Below are 22301 nucleotides of genomic sequence, written 5' to 3'. Positions count from 1 at the left end.
CAGAAGTGAAAAGCGCCATCGCCGATGGTAGTGTGGGAGATCCCATGTGAGAGTAGGTCGTCGTCAAGCTTTAAACATTAAGAAGCCCCACATAGCCAATGCTGTGTGGGGTTTTTTTATGCCTGACATTTATCGATAACGATGCATTCAAAAAATGTCCTGTTCTGCCTTTTGCTTGCGCCTATCTCGTGCCTCGACGCGTCTGCGCATAGACAGAGCAGGATATTTTACTGAAGTATTTAGCTGTTTTAGCCTGATTGATGCGTCGACGTCACTGACAGACAAGAGACGAATTGATCTGGTTTGTTTTGACAGGTCGACGTTACCGCCTGAGTAACAAAGGGCTTCTTGTTTGTCATTTATGCTGACGCGTCGAGGCACGAGACAGGCGCAAGTAAATGACATTACAAGAAGCTCGGCAGTGGTTGTCTCATAAGACCTTGAGGAATGAGGCAGGCACAAGTAAATGACATTACAAGAAGCTCGGCAGTGGTTGTCTCATATGACCTTGAGGAATGAGGCAGGTGCTAGTCAATAGCAGTATAAGAGGCTTTGTTTAAATGACATAAAAAAGCCCCGAGTGTGCATGAGCATTCGAGGCTTTTGTTATTGAAATTTCGCTAGCTATTACGGCGCGCTGCGATTTCTTCGCGACGTACTCGTTGAGCCAGTTTATCCAAAATGCCATTAACATATTTATGGCTTTCGGTGGCGCCAAAGCCTTTGGCCAATTCGACGCTTTCATTGATGGCGACACGGTAAGGCACGTCTAAGCGCTGAGACAATTCAAATGAACCGATGCGCATAACCGCTAGTTCGATCGGATCTAGTTCGCTTAATGGACGATCGAGTAATTCCTCAAACAGACCATCCAGTTTTTTCGCACTAGCAGTCACACCTTGCAGCAATTCACGAAAATAAATTTTATCGCAACTTGCCATTTCTTGATCTTCATTCATTACAAACTGTGTTTCAATCTCGCTTACTGTAGATTGATTCATTTGCCATTGATAGACAGCTTGTAATGCCAAACGACGAGAAGCACTGCGCAGTTGCGAGCGTGAAGGTTTTTTTTCCTTACGCTTAGGTGCTGGGTTTTGGTCGTTTGTGGTTTCCAGTTCGCTCATTTTTTGCCTCAATTGTCCAGGCGACGCTACCATGTTGGATGGGCGTTTTGCCTGTTTGGAAGTCGCTTTGGCGGTTTTTATGTTCATCCCAGCCAAAGTTACAGGTATAGGGTAGATCTTGGCTGGCGATTATAGCAATTTTTATTCGCCGTTTCTCAACAAAGTAGGCTTTATCTTCCTTTGCAAAGCGTATTTTTCTTATTCTTCTCCAAACGACTCTTCAAAGTCATCGTCTAAGTAAGTGGGTAGATACACTAAGCGTACGTCTTGACCGACTTGGCGAACGGATTTGAGTGTCAGTTCGACGGCTTCGTCCATGCTGTCTAACGGCAAAGTAAACAAGGGGCGGGCGTTTGAGCCAAGCAGTTTAGGTGCCATGAAGACGACAATTTCGTCAATAAGACCTGCTTGTAAAAAGCTGCCTGCTAATTCGGCACCAGATTCCAGCAGCACTTCATTGATCCCAGCATCGGCTAACTGTTCCATGGCGTCTAATAGGTCTAAACGACCGTCTTGTCCACGTGGAACGAAGCGCACTGTTACGCCTTTTTTGTTGAGAGTCTCTAGGTGTTCAATTTCGACTTCTTCTTCAATCGAGAAAACACATGCTTGTTTGGTCGGATAAAGAATTTTGGCTTCCGGCAAAATAGACAGCGCCGTGTCCATCACAACACGCAGGGGTTGGCGGACATTTTTGGCGTCTGTGGTTTGGTCGTCATTGTCAATGCGCACCGTCATACTGGGGTTGTCGGCCAAGACGGAGCCAATACCTGTGACAATGGCGTCGCTTTGAGCGCGTAAGCGTTGCACGTCTAAGCGGGCGTCGGGACCAGTAATCCATTGGCTTTCACCGGATTCCATGGCCGTGCGGCCGTCAATACTCATGGCTAATTTGACTCTAACGTACGGTAAACCTTCGCGCATGCGTTTGATGAACCCAGGATTTAACGCTTCGCAATCGGCTTCTAAAATTGGGCCGACGACGTCGATGCCTGCCTGACGTATTTTCGTTAAGCCACGCCCTGATACTTCTGGGTTTGGGTCTTGCATGCCATAGACAACGCGTGCCACGCCTGCTTTTATAAGAGCATCTGCGCAGGGCGGTGTTTTCCCTTGGTGACTGCAAGGCTCAAGTGTGACGTAAGCGGTAGCGCCAATCACGTCGCTAGGATTGGCGGCGGCGAGGGCGTTGACTTCCGCATGGTCTTCGCCCGCTTTGACGTGAAAACCTTGCCCTATAATATGTTGATCTTTGACTAAGACACAGCCAACACGAGGATTAGGGTGTGTGGTGTAACGGCCTTTTTGTGCCAGTTGAATCGCCTTAGCCATCCAATATTCGTGATTGTACAGTGTCATGATTTGTCTTCTTTTTTAGATAAGGCTTTGATAGGCGACTCAATAACGGGCGTGGTATGGCTTTCAAGATGATCGATGGCTTCGCGAAATTCGCTGATGTCTTTAAAGCTTCGATAGACGGAAGCAAAGCGCACGTAAGCCACTTGATCCAGTCGTCGCAGTTCTTCCATCACGGCTTCGCCTGTCCAACGTGAGTGCAGTTCGCGTTCACCCGTAGCTTGCATTTTTTCTTTGATTCGCGTGATGGCGGTTTCAATGGCTTCGATGCTGACGGGGCGCTTTTCAATGGCTTTAATGATGCCGTTGCGCAGCTTCTCATCGTCAAACGCTTCGCGGCTACCATCGCTTTTGATCAGTTTGGGCATCTGCAGTTCAGCCACTTCAAAGGTTGTAAAGCGTTCTTGGCAATGGTTACAAGTGCGTCGACGACGGACTTGGGCGCCTTCCGAAACCAATCGTGAGTCCACAACTTTAGTATCTTGAGTTCCGCAAAAAGGGCATCGCATGGTGCTTCCAATATGGCTAGTTTGGTGTAAGAATGCCTTGGCTAAGGCGTTGTTTTCTACGCTAAATCATACCAATCCCGCCATAATATAGCTACCGAGCTTAAGTGAACGAAGAAGGACCTTTATGCCATTTGCTGAACTCTCAGGTTTAGTTGCCGCGCTGTGTTGGACAATTTCAAGCTTGATGGCACCCAGTTTGATTCAACGTTTTGGCACCATGCGGTTTAATACCGTCCGAATTGTAATTGCCAGCACAATTTTACTTCTCATTAGCCTGATTACTCAGCGGTTCAATGGGGCTCTATGGCAGCATACAGAAGGGGTAATTTTATCCGGTCTATTGGGTATTTTTATCGGTGATACCCTGTTGTTTACCGCGGTGCATCGGCTTGGTCCTCGTCGAACCGGTGTGCTGTTCGCGACTAATGCTCCCATGTCGATTTTACTGGGTTGGTTGTTTCTCAATGAACAATTAACTGCCGGTCAGCTGTTTGCTTGTGGGCTGGTGTTATCTGGTGTGATCGTGGCGATTTTGTTTGGTAAACGAGGCGATGCCCATGCTTGGGAGCAAACCAAAGGCAAATTAAGTTCAGGCATTTTGTTCGCCTTGGGCGCAGCGCTAGGACAAGCCAGTGGCGCTTTGTTGAGTAAACCGGCATTACTGGATGGTGCGGACCCGATTGCTGTGTCGGCGTTGCGTGTAGGGAGCGGCGCCATCGCGTTGCTTTTGGCTTATTGGTTGTTTTATCGACACAAACAGGCAGCCAATACGATTCCCTTTTGGCAATTAACACGACGCGACTTTGCTGGCATTGCGGCACTGGCGACCATTGGTATGGTGATTGGGATGAGTGTGCTGGTGTGGGGGGTGGGAAATGCGAATGTGGGCGTGGTAACCACCTTGTCTGCGGTTGTGCCTGTATTGATTTTGCCTGGCCTTTGGATCACTACCAAGCAGCGTCCTGCTTTGGGTGCTTGGGTGGGGGCCAGTTTAGTGGTGATTGGCGCGTCGCTGATCATTCTGCAGTAACGAGAATTGTGCTATTCTTACGGTACTTTTTAGGCACAGTATCTGTTCATTTTTATTATTCATAGGATAAGTTGATTCTTTATGGCTCAGTTTGTATACAGCATGAATCGCGTTGGAAAAGTTGTTCCACCTAAGCGCGAAATTCTTAAAGACATTTCCCTGTCGTTTTTTCCTGGCGCTAAAATCGGTGTTTTGGGTCTTAACGGTTCTGGTAAATCCACGTTACTTCGCATTATGGCGGGCGTTGATACCGAGCATAACGGCGAAGCGCGTCCTATGCCGGGCATCAAGATCGGTTATTTAGAACAAGAGCCACACCTTGATCCAGAAAAGAATGTGCGTGGCATAGTTGAAGAAGCTTTTACCGATGTGATTGATGCAATGGCACGTTTGGATCAAGTTTACGCAGAATACGCCGAACCCGATGCCGACTTTGATGCTCTAGCAAAAGAGCAAGGTCAGCTTGAAGCCTTGATCGAAGCGAAAGAAGGTCACAATTTAGAGCGCGCACTAGAAGTTGCCGCAGATGCACTTCGCCTTCCTCATTGGGACGCAAAAGTAGAGCATCTTTCCGGTGGTGAGCGTCGTCGTGTGGCGCTTTGTCGCCTGTTGCTGAACAAGCCCGACATGATCCTACTGGATGAGCCAACCAACCATTTGGATGCGGAATCCGTGGCTTGGCTAGAGCGCTTCTTGAAAGATTACCCAGGCACTGTTGTTGCGATTACCCATGATCGTTACTTCCTTGATAACGCCGCGGGCTGGATTTTGGAACTTGACCGTGGCCACGGTATTCCATACGAAGGCAACTATTCGTCTTGGTTGGAACAAAAAGACGCTCGACTACAAACCGAAGCCAAGCAGCAAGCGTCTCACCAAAAAGCCATTAAATCTGAACTTGAGTGGGTGCGCCAAAACGCCAAAGGTCGTCAGTCGAAATCCAAAGCCCGTTTGGCTCGATTCGAAGAAATGAACTCGCAAGAGTTCCAAGATCGTAATGAGACCAACGAATTGTACATTCCACCAGGACCGCGTCTTGGCTCAAAAGTGATCGAAATCGAAGGCGTGAGCAAAAGCTTCGAACATAAGATGCTACTAGAAGACTTCAACATGGTAGTGCCACAAGGTGCGATCGTGGGTGTTGTGGGTGGTAACGGCGCGGGTAAATCGACTTTGTTCAAAATGATCGCTGGTATCGAGCAGCCTGATACTGGTTCTGTCACCATTGGTGAAACGGTACAGCTGGCTTACGTTGACCAAATGCGTGAGCTAGACGGTGACAAAACCGTGTTCGAAGAAATCGCCGATGGTCAGGACATGATCACGGTGCACAATTACAAGGTGCCGTCTCGCGCCTATATTGGTCGTTTTAACTTCAAAGGATCTGATCAACAAAAATTGGTTAAGCATTTGTCCGGTGGTGAGCGTAACCGTTTGCACCTTGCCAAACTGCTTAAAGAGGGTGGTAACGTATTACTACTGGATGAGCCGACCAACGACCTTGACGTAGAAACCTTACGTGCATTAGAAGACGCTTTGCTTGCCTTCCCAGGCGCTGCGATTGTGATTTCCCATGACCGTTGGTTCCTTGATCGTATCGCTACGCACATTTTGGCCTACGAAGGCGATTCTAAAGCCGTGTTCTTCGAAGGTAACTACGCCGAATACGAAGCAGATTACAAGCAACGTACTGGCAACGAAGCGACACCGACTCGTATCAAATACAAACGTATTGACGCGTAAAATCTTAAACAGTGGGCGAGTTATCTCGCCCACTGTTTGGTCTTTTTTCATTGGGAACAATAGATATTTTGATGTGTATCAAAAGCTGACGATGAATTACTGATATTGTGCTAGTTTTAATAAGACATAAATAATTTGAATGTGTGCTACAGGCTGGTGTTTTGAGCGGACGCACCAAGACGTAGAGGGCACGATGCTAAAAACACTGAAAGGTCGGGTATATTTTTTGTCTGCCCTGATTGTTTTGCCCTGCTATTTTTTCATTTACTTAAACTTTGATTACAGCCGCATCATGGTAGAAAGTGAGCTTTTAAAGACAGCTCGTGTTGTTTCCAATCAAGCCGCTGAAAACCAAGATCTTTTAGTGTCTTCCACTCAGAAATTCTTGTCTTCATTATCTTCTTTACCACAAATACAAAATCCTGAGTCGCCATTATGTGCTGCTTTTGTCAGCGATATTACGCCCTTGTTTGAGCGTTATATCAACATAGGTGTGCCGAACGAACAGGGCATTTTAACCTGTAATGGTACTCAACTTATGTCCCCTGTCGATGTGCTGGATCGCGACTACATACAACTCGCCTTAGCGGAAAAACGCTTTACTAGCAGCGGTGTATTGGTGGATCGAGTGACAGGTCGTCCGACTATGAACTTTGCGTACCCAGTGCAGAGCAACAGCGACTCGGGCGTGATATTAGGGGCCACCGTTGCTGTTATTTCGTTAGATTGGTGGAAAACACTGTTAGGTAGTAGCCAGTTACCCGCGAACAGCATTGCTTATATTCTGGATGCCAATCAGCAGATAGCAGTGGCTTACCCAAAAAACATTCAGCTTGATCTTCCCAGTCGCTTCAATCAGATCATTAAAGGCGAAGATGGCATACACCGAGCGTTCGTTAAGAATGAAGTAAAAGATACGAATGGATCAGTGCTGTTGACCTTTGTTACGGGTGTTGCGGTCGATGAGACTTTATCGGCCGTTACTCACAGATACACTTGGATCGTTTTCACTTTTAGCATGATGGTGCTTGGGTTGCTTGTACTGCTGAGGTACTTCGTTCTAAATTCTATTTCTAAGCCTCTTAGATTGTTGTCGGAATTGTCATTGAAACTGGGGCGAAATGAACCGGTAGAGAGAGTTCAGCCTACTGGTGTGAAAGAAATGGACGAATTACAGTGCAGCTTTTTAGACATGGCTCAACGTAAAGCTGAAGCAGAAAAGGAAATAATACAGCAATCACAAACGGACAGTTTAACCGGCATTTCAAATCGAGATGCTTTAAATCGAAAATTATCTGATATTTTGATAGACCGACAAAATCACTGCAAAATCGGCGTTATCTTATTGGATTTGGATAATTTCAAAGAAATTAATGACACCAGAGGCCATGACGTAGGGGACGATGTTTTAAAAATGGTCGCCACTCGGTTGTTGGAATGTGCTTCTTCGGCACAATTGGTTAGCCGCTATGGGGGAGACGAATTCATCCTGTTTTTTGAAGAAGAAAGCGTCAACGAAGCGCAGATATTGGCCCTCAGCGACAAGATTCGTTCTAGGATTTTAGAACCCTACACAATACAAGACAGTGAAGTCATCACAAGCGCGAGCATCGGCGTTGCCATGTACCCCGACGATGGTAAAAACCTCAAAGAGCTTATGGTTGCCGCCGACCAAGCCATGTACCTCGCGAAACAAAGCGGGCGCAATACCGTGAGACGTTTCAGTTGGGATCTCAAAGAGGCCCTGATCACGAAAACAGAGTTGATTCGTGACCTTAGAAATGCGATCAATAACAAAGAGTTTTATCTAACGTATCAACCCATCATCGACAGGCAAGGCGCCGTAGTAAAGTTTGAAGCGCTGATCCGCTGGAATCATCCGCAAAAAGGCCTAATACCGCCCGATAAATTCATTCAATTCGCAGAAGAGTCTGGCCAGATTGTAGCAATCGGTGATTGGGTCATAGAAGAAGCTCAGCGCGCCCTCGTCGCCTTGAGAAAACGCTATGGCGATCACATCCAAATAGGAGTGAACGTCTCTCCGATACAGTTAGCGAAGCAAGATAGTGAAAACGGTCGTTTACTGTCTAGTTTATTGATGAATACAGACGACCGCGTTGGCAAAAGGGAAGGTCTGGTGGTGGAAATCACCGAACACTTGCTAATGAACTCAGATGAAAGCACTCGTGAGGTGCTGTTAGCCTTTCGTGAAAAAGGCATACAGATCGCCTTAGACGACTTCGGGACAGGGTATTCCTCGCTGGCCTACATCATGAACTACGATATCGACTTCTTAAAAATCGATATCAAATTCGTGCGAAAACTAGAACAAGACTTGGCTTCGCAAACGCTTTGTGAAGCCATCATTGTGATGGCGCACGCGCTAGGTGTGCAAGTGATTGCAGAAGGTGTGGAAACGCAACAACAAGCAGAACGGTTAATCCGCTATGGTTGTGACTATCTACAAGGATATTACTTCTCTAAACCCGTCCCGCTAGAACAAGCCCTGTTGTATCAGCAAGACAAGGTATTTTGTGTGCGCTGAGCGTCCTATAAAAGCTAAGCCAAAAGCAGGTAATTCTTTTGGCTTAGTGAATAGAAAACACAGTGAGCTATTTTACTTTAAAGTAATTGATATCGTGTTTAAGGGTTTCTGACAATTGCTGCAATGCCAAGGTTTCATCTGCATTGGTTTGCAAAGCCATGCTGGTCTCTTTTGACATGTCCGCCACTTTTTGTATTTCGTGATTGATCTCTGAAATAGTGATCACTTGCTGTGATGTGGCGGCGACGACTTCAAGCACCTTCGCAAGGGAATCTTTAGATTGTTGCTGAATGTCATTCAATAAAGAGCTGGCTTCATTGGTCAATGCTAGACCATTTTCAACCTGTGGAACGGTGGCTTCCATGACTTGTACAGAGGCTTTGGTTTCCTCTTGCACTTGCAGAATCATTTTTTCAATGTCCGCCGTTGCATCACCTGTGCGTTTGGCTAGGTGGCGTACTTCATCGGCAACGACAGCAAAGCCACGGCCTGTTTCACCCGCTCTAGCGGCCTCGATTGCTGCATTGAGTGCGAGCAAATTGGTCTGCTCTGAAATACCGCGAATCACGTTAACAATGTCGCCAATACTATGAGTGCGAGCTTCGAGTTGGTTTACTTGTTCCACAGTAGCTTTTACTGTGACGGACACTTTTTCAATCTCAGCCGCCACTTTTTGTACCGCAACTTGGCCTTTTTTCGATAACTCAGCGGTGATGTTGGAGTTACTTTCTGTCTCGCGTACGCGGTCAGATACCGCATTGATGCTGTCATTCATTTCCATCAGCTTGTTGACGGTCGAATTGGTGTAAGTCAGTTGGTTATCAGCAGCCACCAGTGATTGGTTAGTACCGGAAGCGACCGTCGCTGAGCGCTGTGACAGTTCAGACGATGAGGTGATGATGCTGTTTACAATGGTGACCATTTGTTTTTGCATGACTTCGACCGAAGACATGATGCTCTCTGGGTAGCGAGAAGAAACAGGGTTAGTCAAATCTCCCTTGGCTATTTTGGCGATCACATTGGCGGCCGCATAAGGTTCAGCTCCCACGGAGTTTTTAATACGACGACTGATCAAATACGCCACGCTCAGGCCAATCAGAATCGCGGCACTGGTTAGGGTAATCATCCAATTTTGAAAAGAGCCAGACACTTGGCGAGTATCTATGGTAGCGGTGCGATTGGCTTTTTCTTCAAGATTAATAAAAGCGTTGATGGCAGCTAACCATTCAGTGAAAGCGGGTTTTGCATCATCTAATAATACGGTATTGGCCGTGACCATATCGTTAGTCTTCTTTGCTTGAATGACTTGGGCGATAAGTGGCAAGGTCTTCTTTTCAATGCGCTGAATATCGTCGTAGATGGCTTTTTCTTGAGATGACATGGGCAGTTTGACCGGCGTAAGTTTCTTTGCCGACTCTTGGTAAAAACGATTCAACTCCACAATGTCTTCTAGAGCGCTGTTGAGCTCCTTCTCGTCTCTTGCTAAGACCACATCACGAACGGCGATGGCTCGATCGTGTACACTGCCACGGAAATTAATAGCATAGCGCTGCTTTACTGAATTCACATCGGTAATTTGCGTGATAGTGGTGTCGATGAAATTGACTTGATTAATAGCGATCACAGCAATAATGACTGTCATCATTAACGTGGTGCCAAAGCCAACAATTAGGCGAGAATTAATGGTCATAATAGGACCTCATCATAAGTGGTAAAAAGTCATGCACAAGCGCATTCAAAGTCTTAGCAAACTTGCGGCGGTATCCTTTTTGTTGTTGTTTTTCAGCGTGCTAATAAGAGCGCTGAGTATAACGCTCTAATCAATGAGGCGGTGTGTTTATTGAACGAACGTTACAAATTTATACATTAGTCGATGGCAAGGATGTGATGAATGGCCTTGGCAATAAGGTCTTTCTTCATGGTAGTGCGGGCAACAGGGCGCTCAAACCAGAAGCTCATCGGTTGATCAAAACCGATGCCGTGCATGTAGTTGTACAGCGCTTTGCGTAGGCCTTCGCCTAGCATGTCGTGGTCGGTGCCGGTAGGGTCGGTGAAATCCACATCGTTTTCGGCAAACAGTATGTCTGGACGTTCGGCCAAGGTGATGCCGTATTCTTCAGGATTAAGGCCGATGGGGCTGTGCACCGTGGCGGCGAATCGGTGCCAAAACGCCGATTGAAAACAGCCTTCCTGCATCATCTGGCGCACCATTTCGAGTGCATCGACAGATTCTTGCTCGGTCTGTGTTGGAAAGCCGTACATCAAATAGGCGTGCACCAAAACACCGGCTTCGCTGAAGCCTTTGGTCACGCGAGCTACCTGTTCGACGCTGACACCTTTTTTCATCAATTTAAGCAAACGGTCAGACGCCACTTCCAACCCGCCACTGACGGCGATACAGCCAGAATCGGCCAGTAACTGACAGCGCTCTGGTGTGAAGGTTTTTTCAAAACGAATGTTGCCCCACCAACTGATCACCACGCCACGTTCGATCAAACGATTCGCCAGCGCAAAAAGCGCTTTTGGCGGCGCGGCTTCGTCGACAAAATGGAAGCCGGTTTGTCCCGTTTCAGCGATTAATTCCTCGATACGATCCACTAAAATGTCCGCGCCGGCGGCGTCGTAGCGGTCGATGTAATCCAAACTCACATCGCAAAAGCTGCATTTACGCCAGTAGCAGCCGTGGGCAATGGTCAGCTTGTTCCAGCGACCATCGCTCCAAATACGATGCATGGGGTTGAGCATTTCGCACAAGGAAAGGTATTCCGTCAACGGCAAGCCATCGTAGATAGGCGCACCGACGTCAGTTTGTGGAATATCGTGCAACTCGGTGTTTTGGTTGAGATGAACGTAAGGTTCGCCCTGTTCGTCTTCAGCAAGAAAGTAAGTGCGGACTAATTCGTCGATTTCCCGTTGCCCGTCGAAGAATTCCAGCAGCGTCATGAAAGGGCGCTCGCCATCGTCGAGGCAGATAAAATCGACAAATTCAAAAATACGCGGGTCTTTTAGCGCACGCAGTTCGGTGTTAACAAAGCCGCCACCCATTACGATGGGCAGCTCAGGATTGATGGCCTTGCAGGTTTGCGCAATGCGTAACGCCCCCAACATATTGCCGGGAAACGGCACGGTTAAGGCGACAACGCTCGGTTGAGTTTCTTCTAAATATTGCTCGACCAACTGCTCGAGAATCTCCGAGCTAAAGCTCGGCTCGCCCATTAATGTGTCGTATAGGTTATCAAAACTCGGGTTCGCTGCAGCCAATCGCTCACCATAACGGCTGACTTCAAAGTAAGGGTCGACTCCTTGGGTAATGACCGACGATAAATCGTTGATGAACAAGGTGGCCAGATACTTGGCTTGATCTTGCACGCCCAAGGTGCCAAACGCGGTTTTTAACACATCGCCAGACACGGCTTCCATCTGCTCAATAATGTCGAACGCGGGTCCTTCGGGCAAAAAGCGTCGCGAAATAATACGTAGCGCCAAACTGGGGTCTTTGCTCTGCAAAAAGCGAATCACCGGCTCCACGGCAAGGCGATAGCGGTCGAATTCTGCCAAAAAAGTATAAATCGCATCGGGCAATTCGTCGTCTTCGAACGACTCAAAATTGTCTTCTACATGTTGGCGAATGATGTCCAGCGCGGGGGCCGTCATCATTTCTAAAAACAGCTCGATAGCAGGGTCGCGCTGCACCGCATCGTAACCTCGAGAACGTAGAAACCCCGTTAAATACGCCGTGGCGGGATAGGGCGTATTTAGTTGTGTCATCGGAGGGGTCATTAGAAGAACAGTCATGGCGAGCCTTGGTGCTAAATGCGCTGAAATAAAACGATATTCTAGCAAATGGCAACCACAAAAGCCCTGCCTAGTTTTTCGCCCCAGAGCGTTTGCATCGCTCAGAGCAATACTTAACGTTCGCCCAATCGCGCTCCCATTTTTTGCGCCATACAAAAGGGCGCTGACAAACAGGGCAAATTTTCTCGGGTAAATGGGGTTTTTTATGAGCCACAAGCGCCTCCTTATCATGGAAAAACAGAGTGTATAGACCATAACACAGTCACTTTTCGTACTCATACCAGAATGTTTAGTCGGATCTGACTCCCTTTTTAGGACGCTTGCTGTAGTATGCGCCCACTTAGGGCTTATAGGCTAAAAAACCACAGCAGTTCAATGATAACTTCTCGTTACAATACAAACACAAGGACGGCGCAACATGGCCAATTTTAATACACACGTTACCGTTGCGGCGTTGATCAGCGCACCGTTAGCGGCCAGTGCCTTTACAGCGGGATTGGCCGACATGAATGAAGCCATGCTTTACGCTGTGGCAGGGACGTTTGGCGGGTTATTACCCGACATCGACGCGGACGAATCCATCGCCATTCGTATCGTCTTTCGATTATTTGGTGCCTTGGTGGCTGGCTTAGTTTTTGTCTTTTGGATGAACACATTACCGCTTTGGGAAGTGCTGGCGTCCGCGGTCGTCGGTTATTTGGTGGTGCGTTTCGTGGTTCGCTGGGTATTTGAACAGCTCACCGTACACCGCGGTGCCTTGCACAGCGTATTGGCGAATCTCGCTTTTACTGCGTGTGCCGTGCCTCTGGCGCATCATCTGTTTGGATTGGACGCGAAAACCGCGTGGGGCATTGGTGGTTTCATCTTTATCGGCGCCACCATACACCTCATATTAGATGAAATGTACAGCATCGAATTGTCCGGTATGCGGGTAAAACGCTCCTTCGGCACCGCGCTGAAACTCACCGACTGGAACGAACCATTGGCTTCTGTGGTATTGGTGCTTGGTTGCGTAGCTGGCTACTTATTTAGCCCGAATCCTGAAGTCTGGTTCTCTGCGATTACTAGGTTGCTGTAGCCATCAGTTGACGCTGTGAAAGACGCTTTTATGGGGCAAGAATCGGCGCTAAATAATTGGCACCGAGCTGCTGCATTTGTTGTTCAACCCAAAGCACTCGTTGACGTAGGTAAAAGGTTAATTGGTTTGGGCTTCGAGTGCGGGGGCTGGGCAGCATAACGGCCAAGCGTGCGGCTTGGTTAGCGCTGAGCCGACTGGCTGAACGACCAAAATAGTGTTGGCTCGCCGCTTCTATGCCATAAATCCCCTTGCCAAACTCCGCTATATTTAAGTACACCTCTAAAATACGTTTCTTGCCCCAAATGGCTTCAAGGCTAATGGCTAAACCGGCTTCTAACCCTTTACGAATAAGGCTTCGAGCTGGCCAAAGAAACACATTCTTTGCCGTTTTTTGCGTAATCGTACTGGCTCCGCGCAGCCCATCGCCATCGTCGTATTGATTCAATGCTTTAGTGATGGCCGCGAAATCGACACCAAAGTGATCGGGAAAACGCTGATCTTCAGACGACACAAACGCCAGCGGAATATAGGAAGGAAGCTCGTCAATATCGATCCATTCTTGCTGCACGGGATAATCGCTCTGCAACATAAAAGACGACGTCGACAGCGGCACAAACCTCAATGCAAATAAAAACACAACAAACAACAAAGCGGCACGCCAAAAGACAAACCATAACTTACTGAAAATGCCGCGTTTACGCTTTGCCATGTTTTATCTCTGATTGGGATTAGCGAGCATTGTACCGTTACTTTAAATGATCGTCATACACGCAGCTTATTAATGCGCCTCGTCCCAGTTGTCCCCAACACCCGCTTCGACTAACAAAGGTACGTCGATTTTGCTGCTGTTTTGCATGATGTCTGTGCTCTTCGCTTGGGCGGCGTCTAGGTCTTTTTCCGCTACTTCGAAGATCAGTTCATCGTGTACTTGTAGAATCATTTTCACGTCTAGGTCGATGCTATTAAACAGTCGTGCATACCGCTTTATATCACAGGCTTGCACAATAGTTCACTAACAGACTGTTTGCTGTTCATCCAGTTACTTGTTGTAGCGCATCGCCAATTCAATGACTCACGGATATGTGGATATACATCATACAAACTCGCACTGTTAAATATCGGCTCATGATGGCCACATCGGTTTCTGAATTTTCGTATGATGTAGCATGCGTCTTTTAAGGCTTTTCTGATTTCCTGCGGCGTCATTGATGTCGGTGCATTTGGAAAGGTTTTGGTGATATATGGCTTCCATATACGGCCATCATGTCGGCTTGTAAGCATATTCTCAAACCACACAAATTTGATTTCGGGAAGTAGCTTGCCGACTCCTTGATAGCCGTTGCGCAACGCCGTTAAAAGCGTTTGCTTATCTGAGTGGTTTAGCGAGTTCTGAAAAACTGTGTTGGTTGGCCAGTCACTGCCGTAACGTCCGCTAATGGCATCAGAAATAGCATTGCGAATGGCGACTTCGTAAATGTGTATTGGAAAGAAGAACCGACTGGAAAGCTCTGCATTCCATTCATATAGCTTTAAGGTAGTTAGAGTGCAGTTCTGACCAAGCGACGTTATCACCGCTTGGCGATATGTTGAGAACCGATTAACGGAAAGCGTTTGCTCTATAGCGGTATATGGCATCCTTGCCTCCTTAAGTTGTCTTGACGGATACGCTTCTTTTGGCTAGCATTATCAACGAGTGCTTCGGATATCCCTGCTTAGGCAGCCCACCGAAGACAGACGAAATAGAAAGCCATGCTCATGCATGGCTTTTTTTGTTCTAGGGTTTATCTAAGCCCGCTAATGCGCCTCGTCCCAGTTGTCCCCAACACCCGCTTCCACAAGCAAAGGCACGTCTATTTTGCTGCTGTTTTGCATGATGTCGACGATTTTCGCTTGGGCGGCGTCTAGGTCTTTTTCCGCTACTTCGAAGATCAGTTCATCGTGTACTTGTAGGATCATTTTCACGTCTAGGTCGGTGTCGGCGAGCCAGTCGTGCATTTTGATCATGGTATAATAATAATTTGACATTTATATCTAGAGTAATCGTTCCACCGTTGCACAAAATGAACTCGTGGTTCATAATTAATCTCAACACGGCCCCTTTCAGTGATGTTGCTTACAACTGATCTGCTTAGGGGTTTTTTATTGCCAACGCCATTCTGTGTAGTCTTCAATCATTCCCATTGCCTCCAAAGTTATACCTTGTTCTGTTAGGTCAGGAAACTCATTAAGTAAGCTTTTTAAGCGCTCCCACCATGTGGAATTAGGGTTGATCTTTGTTAGAAGGTGCTGAGTTATGCAAAGCTGTAGGAAGGGCCTTGCGAGAGCATGAGCACTCAAGCTATCAGTGAAATGGTTAATGTCCTTTAGGCCTTCTTGCTTTGGTTGCTCAATCATATTGCGATTCCATAGACGGCTATGATGTGCGCAGACGTTACGAAGATAGTTTAAGCAACGTAGCCATGATTCAAGCGTTTCTCCTTTCGTCACGCCGTATTTTTTTGCAATTAATGTTTGTTGCTCAGGCAGCATACCCTTGAAGAGTCGAGATAATGTTCCAAAATCCCATACTTCACAGGCAATCCAAATAGGAACGGGCAAACCGTACTTTTCTTTTGTATGCAGAATGAACTCTTCTTTAGAGCGAGATATCAGATTGGCGTGACTTTGTAGCCAAGCATGCTGTGGAATAACACCTGTTTTGGTGTCGACTTGCTTGCTAAATAAATCTTTGAAATGATCAGGCTCTAAATAGGCGAAAGGGCTATTTCTCCCAAGGGTATGAGATATATCCACCCGAAGAGCGACTTCAATACGCTCTAACGCATCTAAGACAATCATCCTTAGTTTTTTATCGAAAATATACAAATCGACAGCACTTTGGAAATTGGCCCCAGTAATAAACTGGTCAAATACTAATGTTGTTGCACGTTTTTGTTTTTTATTAGGCTTTTTTATTGCTGGGTTGTACAGGCAGCAAAGTTCAGATCTTTGTTTGAAAGGATGCCAATAGCCGCTGAGTCGGTAGTATCCAATTCTTTCCAAAAATGAGAGAGCTTTGTTTCTATCATTAATGATAAGCCCATTTTCAATGAGCTTATCAAGTTGTTGCTCGTAACTGAGCCATGGCTTGTTATACATACAGTTCCCTCTGGTATATCTATGCTTGTGACTTTAGAGGCGCTTAATGCGCCTCGTCCCAGTTATCCCCAACACCCGCTTCGACCAACAAAGGTACGTCGATTTTGCTGCTGTTTTGCATGATGTCGACGATTTTCGCTTGGGCGGCGTCTAGGTCTTTTTCCGCTACTTCAAAGATGAGTTCATCGTGTACCTGTAGGATCATTTTTACGTCTAGGTCGGTGTTGGCGAGCCAGTCGTGCATTTTGATCATGGCGCGTTTGATGATGTCGGCGGCGGAGCCTTGCATTGGTGCGTTGATCGCGGTGCGTTCGGCGGCTTGGCGCATCATGGCGTTTTTCGCTTTGATGTCGGGCAGGTACAAACGACGGCCATAAATGGTTTCTACAAAGCCTTTTTCTTTCGCGCCTTCACGGGTGTTTTCCATGTATTGCTGCACGCCGGGGTAGCGCTCGAAGTAGCGCTGGATGTATTTCGCGGCTTCTGGGCGGCTAATGCCAAGTTGTTTCGCTAGACCAAAAGCGGACATGCCGTAGATCAAGCCGAAGTTGATGGCTTTGGCGCGACGGCGTTGTTCGGTGGTGACTTCGTCTAATGTGACTTCAAACACTTCCGCTGCGGTGGCTTTGTGCACATCGGCGTCTTTGGTAAAAGCATCTAGCAGACCTTTGTCTTGTGACAAGTGCGCCATGATGCGCAGTTCTACTTGCGAGTAATCGGCTGCGACCAGCTTGTAGCCGGTTGGCGCGACGAAGGCTTGGCGAATCCGACGACCTTCTGCCGAGCGGATCGGGATGTTTTGTAAGTTTGGATCGGTCGACGATAAACGCCCCGTGGCGGTGATCGCTTGATGGTAAGACGTGTGAATACGGCCGGTTTTCTGGATCATTTCGGGCAGCTTGTCGGTGTAAGTGGATTTCAACTTAGACAAGGTGCGGTGTTCCATGATCAAGCGTGGCAATTCGTGGTTTTCAGCCAGTTCTTGCAAGATAGGCTCGGCAGTAGAGGGTTGGCCTTTTGGCGTTTTCTTAATCACCGGCAAACCTTGCTTTTCGAACAAGATCACTTGCAGTTGTTTTGGCGAACTCAAGTTGAAGCTTTCACCGGCTTCTTCGTGGGCTTTGATTTCTAGTTCTTGTAATTTACCGGCGATTTCTGCACTTTGAGCGTGCAACAATTCTGGATCGATCAAGGCGCCGGTTTGTTCCATTTTCGCCAATACCGGCACAAGAGGGCACTCGATGTCGTTAAAAACGCTGACTAAGCCCGGTATTTTCTCGACTTGTGGCCAGATGGCTTGGTGAAGGCGCAAGGTGATGTCGGCGTCTTCCGCCGCGTAAAACGCCGCTTGTTCTAGGTCGATTTCGTTGAAGGTTTTTTGTTTCTTACCTTTACCCGCGAGTTCTTCAAAACTGACACAGGTGTGATCGAGGAATTTTTTCGCCAGCGTGTCCATGTCATGGCGGGAGCTCACGGAGTTGTACACGTAAGATTCCAACATGGTGTCGTAGGCGATGCCGCGCAAGGTGATATCGTAATTGTTGAGCACGTTGGCGTCGTATTTAAGGTGCTGGCCGACTTTGGCTTTGCTGTCGTCTTCGAGCCAAGGCTTGAGCTGTTCAAGTACCCAAGCGCGGTCGAGCTGTTCCGGCGCACCTTCGTAATCGTGGGCGAACGGCACATACGCCGCCACGCCGGCTTCTACCGAGAAAGACACGCCAACCAATTCCGCCGCCATGTAATTCAAGCTGGTGGTTTCGGTATCAAAAGCAGTGAGTTTGGCGTTTTGAATGGTTTCTAACCAAACGGCGAAGGTCTCTTTGTCGAGGACAGTGGTGTAATTGGCTTCGATATTAGACGCAACGGGCGCGGCCGCTTGGCCATCGTTGTTCGCTACGGTATCACTGGCGTCTTCGACACTGGGGGCTTTGTCCAAATCACTCAGCCAGGTTTTGAATTCCATCTTGGCGAACCATTCCTTCAGCACCTCTTTGTCGGCTTCGCCGTTTTTTAGCTCAAGGGAATTAAACGGCAGTTCCACGTCGCATTTAATGGTCGCCAAGGTGTAAGACAATTCCGCCATGTCTTTGTTGTCGGCCATTTTCTTCGCCAAGGTTTTCGAGCCACGAAAGCCCAGCGCCGCGATGTCGTCGAGGCGGGTGTAAATTTCTTTGATGCTACCCAAGCCTTGTAACAGCGCCAAAGCGGTTTTTTCGCCCACGCCCGGCACGCCAGGAATATTGTCGACCTTGTCGCCCATTAGAGCCAAATAATCGATGATAAGCTCTGGCGGAATGCCGAACTTGTCTTTCACGCCTTGAATGTCCATGACGGTGTTGTTCATGGTATTGACGAGGGTGACCTTGTCGGTGACCAGCTGCGCCATGTCTTTGTCGCCCGTTGAAACGACGACCTCACGGCCGGTTTCGCCCACTTGCTTGGCGATGGTGCCGATCACGTCGTCGGCTTCCACGCCATCAATGATGACCAGCGGCAAGCCCATGGCTTCGACCATGCGGTGAATCGGCTCGATTTGCGGACGAAGATCGTCGGGCATGGGCGGGCGTTGTGCTTTGTATTCGCTGTAGATCTCATCGCGGAAGGTTTTGCCCTTGGCGTCGAAAATGATCACCATGGGAGAATCTGGGTAGGTTTTTATCAGGCTGCGGATCATGCTGATCACACCACGGGTCGCGTTTGTCGGATGCCCCGTGCTGGTGCTCATTGGGGGAATCGCGTGAAACGCTCGATATAAGTAAGACGAGCCGTCTACCAAGATCATGGGAGTTTGTGTTGTTGAATCCGTAGCCAAAATAGAACCTCTTTATGAATCGGCGATTATTGGCTTCTATTCTAAGCATTATCGAGGCGTTTTTCAGTCTTAATTCGGTAATGATTTCCTGCATTATGGCTTGGTAGACGTAAAATTAAGACGGTTCGAATTGACCTTTTGTCGCTTATTGTGGAGCATAGGCGCTTTATTATTCGCGTTATTTTTTGATCATAAATTAGGTAGCACAACTTGGCAGTTTACACATCCCTTTCAGACTCTGACATGCGGGCCTTAGTGGCCGATTATTATTTAGGTGAACTGGTCTCGTTCCAAGGTATTTCGGGTGGTGTGGAAAACACCAACTACTTTTTAACCACGACGACAGGCAAGTACGTGGTGACCTTGTTTGAAGAGTTTGAGCTGGAAGAAGTGCCGTACTTTTTGGATGTGGTCGCGCATTTAAAACACAAGGGGTTCAATGTGCCGGCGGCGCTGATTGATATTCACGGCGAGCGTTTGCGCGAAGTAAATGGTCGCCCCGCGATCATTGTGGATTGTTTCCCCGGTGGCGAGCTTAAAAGCACCGATGTAACTTCTTGCCGATTAATGGGTGAGGCGCTGGCGAAGTTGCACATAGCCGGTGAAGATTTCCCCGAGCATCGCGACAGTCACCGCGGCGTTGCTTGGTGGCACAAAACCAGCCAAGCGATCAAAGACGAATTGGAACCGGCCCAGGCTGCGTTGCTGCAGTCGCAAATTGCTGAATTTGATGCCTTTATTGCCGAACACGACGACTTGCCAAAAACCACTATTCATGGGGATTTGTTCTACAACAACACCCTGTTTGAGGGCAATAAACTGTCGGCGATCATCGACTTTTATAACGCTTGTCATTCGTGGGCCATGTACGACTTGGCCATTGTGGTAAACGATTGGTGCTCGGACATGAGTAGCGGCGAGTTGGATCAAGCGAAATACCGTGCGCTGCTAAAAGCCTATTTACACGAACGAGACGCGACGCCAGAAGAAGTTGAAGCTTGGCCTTACATGTTGCGCATTGCTGCGTTGCGTTTCTGGTTATCGCGCTTGGAAGCCTGGCATGGCGCCAAGCACGACCCTGAGCGGTTGGCCCAGCAGCACGATCCGCTAGAGTTTCAGCGTATTTTAGAAGCCCGTGTGCGATTCGCGCCGAGTTTGGTGCCATCTTTGTAAAGAGGTCGTTTTTAATGAGCGGTATGATGCGTTTTGTATTGTGTTTGGGGATGGCGGTTTTCTTTGCTGGATCGGCCATGGCACACCCTCATGTGTGGGTGGATTCACAATATCGCGTGACCGTCAATCAAGCCGATGTGACGCATTTGGAAGCCACGTGGGGCTTGGATCTTTTTACCTCGACCAGCCTGATCGCTGAATACGATGTGAACGGCGACGGGGAATTTACTGGGCAAGAAAAGCTCGACATGGTCGAGATACTGCAAAGCTTCGATCAGTACGGTTTCTTCATGAAAATGAAGCAAGATGGGGCGGATTTAACGCCCAGCGAAGTGCGCATTTTAGATGTGCGCATTCGTGATCAAATGCTGTGGATTCGTTTAGGGGTGGAATTGCCTGCCGCGGTGAATCTTGAAACGTCGACATTAAGCATGGCGTTTGGCGACGATGAGTTGTATTTTGCTATGGAGCCATTAGAAGAAGGCTTGGTGCGATTGTCTGGCGCCTTGTCTGAAACTTGCACGCCAATGGAACGGGAAGCCACTGAGACATCTGTGGTGTTTTGGGTCGATCTAACCTGTCGATCTTAAGTTATTAGTCGTTAAACAGTCAGGATGAAAAGCAGATGTTGATGTTAGAGCATTTCCAATGGTTACCTTTTTTGGCGGCGATTACCGTGCTGACCATGAGCCCAGGTGTGGATACGATTTTGGTGATGCGCAATGCGGCATCGTCGGGTGGTTGGCGATTGGGCTTTTTAACCAGTTTAGGCATTTGCATGGGGTTATTTGCCCATGCCACGGTATCGGCATTGGGTTTGTCGGTGATCTTGTTGGGTTCAGCGGGTCTGTTTACGGCGTTTAAATTGGTGGGAGCCGCGTATTTGGTGTATCTAGGGGTGCAAGCCATTCGCAGTGCGATGAAGCCCGTTGGTATGACGTTCAAAGACGCAAGTTCAACGAAAAGCCTCACCGCTTGGGGCGGCTTTCGTCAGGGGATTTTGTCGAATGTACTCAACCCCAAACCGATTATTTTTTACATGGCGTTTTTGCCACAGTTTATCGACCCAAGCCATTCGGCTTTGGCTCAATCTCTTTTTATGGCCACACTTCACTTTATCATAGCGATGACATGGCAAACTTTTCTGGCGCTGATGGTTCACAAAGCGCGAGTATGGCTGGCGCGACCAAAAGTCGCGCTGGTAATGGACAGCGTAACCGGCGTATTGCTGGTGGGCTTTGGTGTGAAACTCGCATTGAGTCAACGCTGATCGCGTGATGATGTGCTTTTCTGGTAATGTGTTAAATGAGCTTATTGATTTCAACGTGGATTAAATTCTTCTTCCTGTTTGCGCCGTTTTTTGTGCTGTCGATGTTTTTGGCACTGACGCGCGGAGAGTCTTCGGCGTCTCGTCGGCAAGTGGCGAACAAGGCGATTATTGCCTCTGTGGCTATTTCGATTGTGTTGCTCTTTTTTGGTGGCAGTTTGTTTGCTGTGTTGGGCATTACGCTGGACTCTTTCAAAATAGGCTCTGGGGTGCTGTTGTTTTTGTCGGCCTTGAGTTTAGTGCGCGATGGTACGCGCAACCATGCGGTGGGCATGCCGAGCGAAGAGCGCGACGATGTGTCGGTTGTACCCTTGGCGGTGCCGACGATTATTGGCCCGGCGACGATTGGTACGATTTTAGTCTACGGTGCTGAGCTGCAAGGCTGGGATTTAATCATCGGTTTGATGGGATTATTGCTTGCCCTTGGTACCCTGACGATTATTTTGTACTCGGGCTCTTTGATCGAAAAAATGCTCGGACGCACCGGCCTGAATGTTCTGTCAAAAATAACTGGTTTGATCCTCGCCGCTATGGCCGCGCAAATCTTTATGAGTGGCGTGATGGGTTTTTTACAGCCGGTGGCGATTCCTCTTTAATTGCTATCTAAAATATCGATCAAATAATGATAAACAGCGACGCCGCGTCGGCATGACTTCTCCTTAGGTTTT

At 47.9% G+C, this 22301-nt stretch carries 20 protein-coding genes; 8 read left to right on the top strand and 12 right to left on the bottom strand.

The genetic code is table 11. The annotated features are described in order from the left end of the window. Positions 1-620: 620 nt before the first annotated feature. The 3 genes from nusB to nrdR all read right to left on the bottom strand — a co-directional run bounded on the left by nusB (position 621) and on the right by nrdR (position 2992). Positions 621-1127 carry a transcription antitermination factor NusB gene (gene nusB / locus J9B83_RS10745; protein WP_211536740.1) on the bottom strand — a complete coding sequence of 169 codons (507 nt, stop codon included), beginning with the start codon at positions 1125-1127 and terminating at the stop codon, positions 621-623. Positions 1128-1325: 198 nt separating this feature from the next. Further along, the gene (gene ribD, locus J9B83_RS10740; protein WP_211536739.1) at positions 1326-2486 is read right to left on the bottom strand and encodes a bifunctional diaminohydroxyphosphoribosylaminopyrimidine deaminase/5-amino-6-(5-phosphoribosylamino)uracil reductase RibD; all 1161 of its coding nucleotides are present in this window, start codon (positions 2484-2486) and stop codon (positions 1326-1328) included. Then, the gene (nrdR, locus tag J9B83_RS10735) at positions 2483-2992 is read right to left on the bottom strand and encodes a transcriptional regulator NrdR (RefSeq protein WP_211536738.1); all 510 of its coding nucleotides are present in this window, start codon (positions 2990-2992) and stop codon (positions 2483-2485) included. Before nrdR ends, ribD begins: the two co-directional genes overlap by 4 nt. A gap of 124 nt (positions 2993-3116) precedes the next feature. Between nrdR and J9B83_RS10730 the strand changes: the two genes are divergently transcribed. The 3 genes from J9B83_RS10730 to J9B83_RS10720 all read left to right on the top strand — a co-directional run bounded on the left by J9B83_RS10730 (position 3117) and on the right by J9B83_RS10720 (position 8310). Next, entirely contained in the window at positions 3117-4022 is a 906-nt protein-coding gene (locus J9B83_RS10730; protein ID WP_211536737.1) for a DMT family transporter, read from the top strand. 81 nt (positions 4023-4103) lie between these two features. Next, on the top strand, positions 4104-5765 hold the full coding sequence (gene ettA, locus J9B83_RS10725; RefSeq protein ID WP_211536736.1) for an energy-dependent translational throttle protein EttA: 1662 nt from the start codon (positions 4104-4106) through the stop codon (positions 5763-5765). 193 nt (positions 5766-5958) lie between these two features. Next, the gene (locus J9B83_RS10720; RefSeq protein WP_211536735.1) at positions 5959-8310 is read left to right on the top strand and encodes an EAL domain-containing protein; all 2352 of its coding nucleotides are present in this window, start codon (positions 5959-5961) and stop codon (positions 8308-8310) included. Between the two features lie 67 nt (positions 8311-8377). On the opposite strand, the gene J9B83_RS10715 is transcribed toward J9B83_RS10720, so the two are convergent. From J9B83_RS10715 to J9B83_RS10705, 3 genes are all read right to left on the bottom strand, one after another. Continuing rightward, positions 8378-10000 carry a methyl-accepting chemotaxis protein gene (locus J9B83_RS10715; protein WP_211536734.1) on the bottom strand — a complete coding sequence of 541 codons (1623 nt, stop codon included), beginning with the start codon at positions 9998-10000 and terminating at the stop codon, positions 8378-8380. 176 nt (positions 10001-10176) lie between these two features. Continuing rightward, positions 10177-12105, bottom strand: coding sequence for a B12-binding domain-containing radical SAM protein (locus J9B83_RS10710; RefSeq protein WP_211536733.1), 1929 nt, complete (start codon positions 12103-12105; stop codon positions 10177-10179). Positions 12106-12175: 70 nt separating this feature from the next. Beyond that, the gene (locus J9B83_RS10705; protein WP_211536732.1) at positions 12176-12319 is read right to left on the bottom strand and encodes a DUF2256 domain-containing protein; all 144 of its coding nucleotides are present in this window, start codon (positions 12317-12319) and stop codon (positions 12176-12178) included. 204 nt (positions 12320-12523) lie between these two features. Between J9B83_RS10705 and J9B83_RS10700 the strand changes: the two genes are divergently transcribed. Further along, positions 12524-13183, top strand: a complete 660-nt coding sequence (locus tag J9B83_RS10700; RefSeq protein ID WP_211536731.1) for a metal-dependent hydrolase — start codon at positions 12524-12526, stop codon at positions 13181-13183. A gap of 28 nt (positions 13184-13211) precedes the next feature. On the opposite strand, the gene mtgA is transcribed toward J9B83_RS10700, so the two are convergent. The 6 genes from mtgA to polA all read right to left on the bottom strand — a co-directional run bounded on the left by mtgA (position 13212) and on the right by polA (position 19103). Further along, on the bottom strand, positions 13212-13892 hold the full coding sequence (gene mtgA / locus J9B83_RS10695; RefSeq protein WP_211536730.1) for a monofunctional biosynthetic peptidoglycan transglycosylase: 681 nt from the start codon (positions 13890-13892) through the stop codon (positions 13212-13214). A 69-nt stretch (positions 13893-13961) separates the two neighbouring features. Then, entirely contained in the window at positions 13962-14186 is a 225-nt protein-coding gene (locus J9B83_RS10690) for a DNA polymerase (RefSeq protein WP_328797731.1), read from the bottom strand. After that, positions 14168-14818 carry an Abi family protein gene (locus tag J9B83_RS10685; RefSeq protein ID WP_211536728.1) on the bottom strand — a complete coding sequence of 217 codons (651 nt, stop codon included), beginning with the start codon at positions 14816-14818 and terminating at the stop codon, positions 14168-14170. The genes J9B83_RS10690 and J9B83_RS10685 overlap by 19 nt, the downstream gene beginning before the upstream one ends. A 159-nt stretch (positions 14819-14977) precedes the next feature. Next, positions 14978-15208 (bottom strand): DNA polymerase, encoded by a 231-nt coding sequence (locus tag J9B83_RS10680; protein WP_211536727.1) that lies wholly within the window; start codon positions 15206-15208, stop codon positions 14978-14980. A 114-nt stretch (positions 15209-15322) separates the two neighbouring features. Beyond that, a complete protein-coding gene (locus J9B83_RS10675; protein ID WP_211536726.1) occupies positions 15323-16321 on the bottom strand; it encodes an Abi family protein in 999 nt (332 codons plus the stop codon). 43 nt (positions 16322-16364) lie between these two features. Beyond that, complete coding sequence (gene polA, locus J9B83_RS10670; RefSeq protein WP_211536745.1) at positions 16365-19103, bottom strand: DNA polymerase I; 2739 nt, start codon at positions 19101-19103, stop codon at positions 16365-16367. A 240-nt stretch (positions 19104-19343) separates the two neighbouring features. On the opposite strand from polA, the gene J9B83_RS10665 reads away from it, so the two are divergent. Genes J9B83_RS10665 through J9B83_RS10650 form a run of 4 tightly spaced genes read left to right on the top strand, consistent with a single transcriptional unit; the run spans position 19344 to position 22229 of the window. Beyond that, entirely contained in the window at positions 19344-20306 is a 963-nt protein-coding gene (locus tag J9B83_RS10665) for a homoserine kinase (protein WP_211536725.1), read from the top strand. Positions 20307-20320: 14 nt separating this feature from the next. Further along, positions 20321-20896 carry a DUF1007 family protein gene (locus J9B83_RS10660; protein ID WP_236037250.1) on the top strand — a complete coding sequence of 192 codons (576 nt, stop codon included), beginning with the start codon at positions 20321-20323 and terminating at the stop codon, positions 20894-20896. 41 nt (positions 20897-20937) lie between these two features. Further along, a complete protein-coding gene (locus J9B83_RS10655; protein ID WP_211536743.1) occupies positions 20938-21576 on the top strand; it encodes a LysE family translocator in 639 nt (212 codons plus the stop codon). Between the two features lie 35 nt (positions 21577-21611). Continuing rightward, positions 21612-22229, top strand: coding sequence for a MarC family protein (locus J9B83_RS10650; protein WP_211536724.1), 618 nt, complete (start codon positions 21612-21614; stop codon positions 22227-22229). The last annotated feature ends 72 nt before the right edge of the window (positions 22230-22301 follow it).

The organism is Marinomonas vulgaris, from assembly GCF_018145875.1.
Classification (GTDB): Bacteria; Pseudomonadota; Gammaproteobacteria; order Pseudomonadales; family Marinomonadaceae; genus Marinomonas; species Marinomonas vulgaris.
This window is presented reverse-complemented; position numbering and strand designations above follow the sequence as displayed.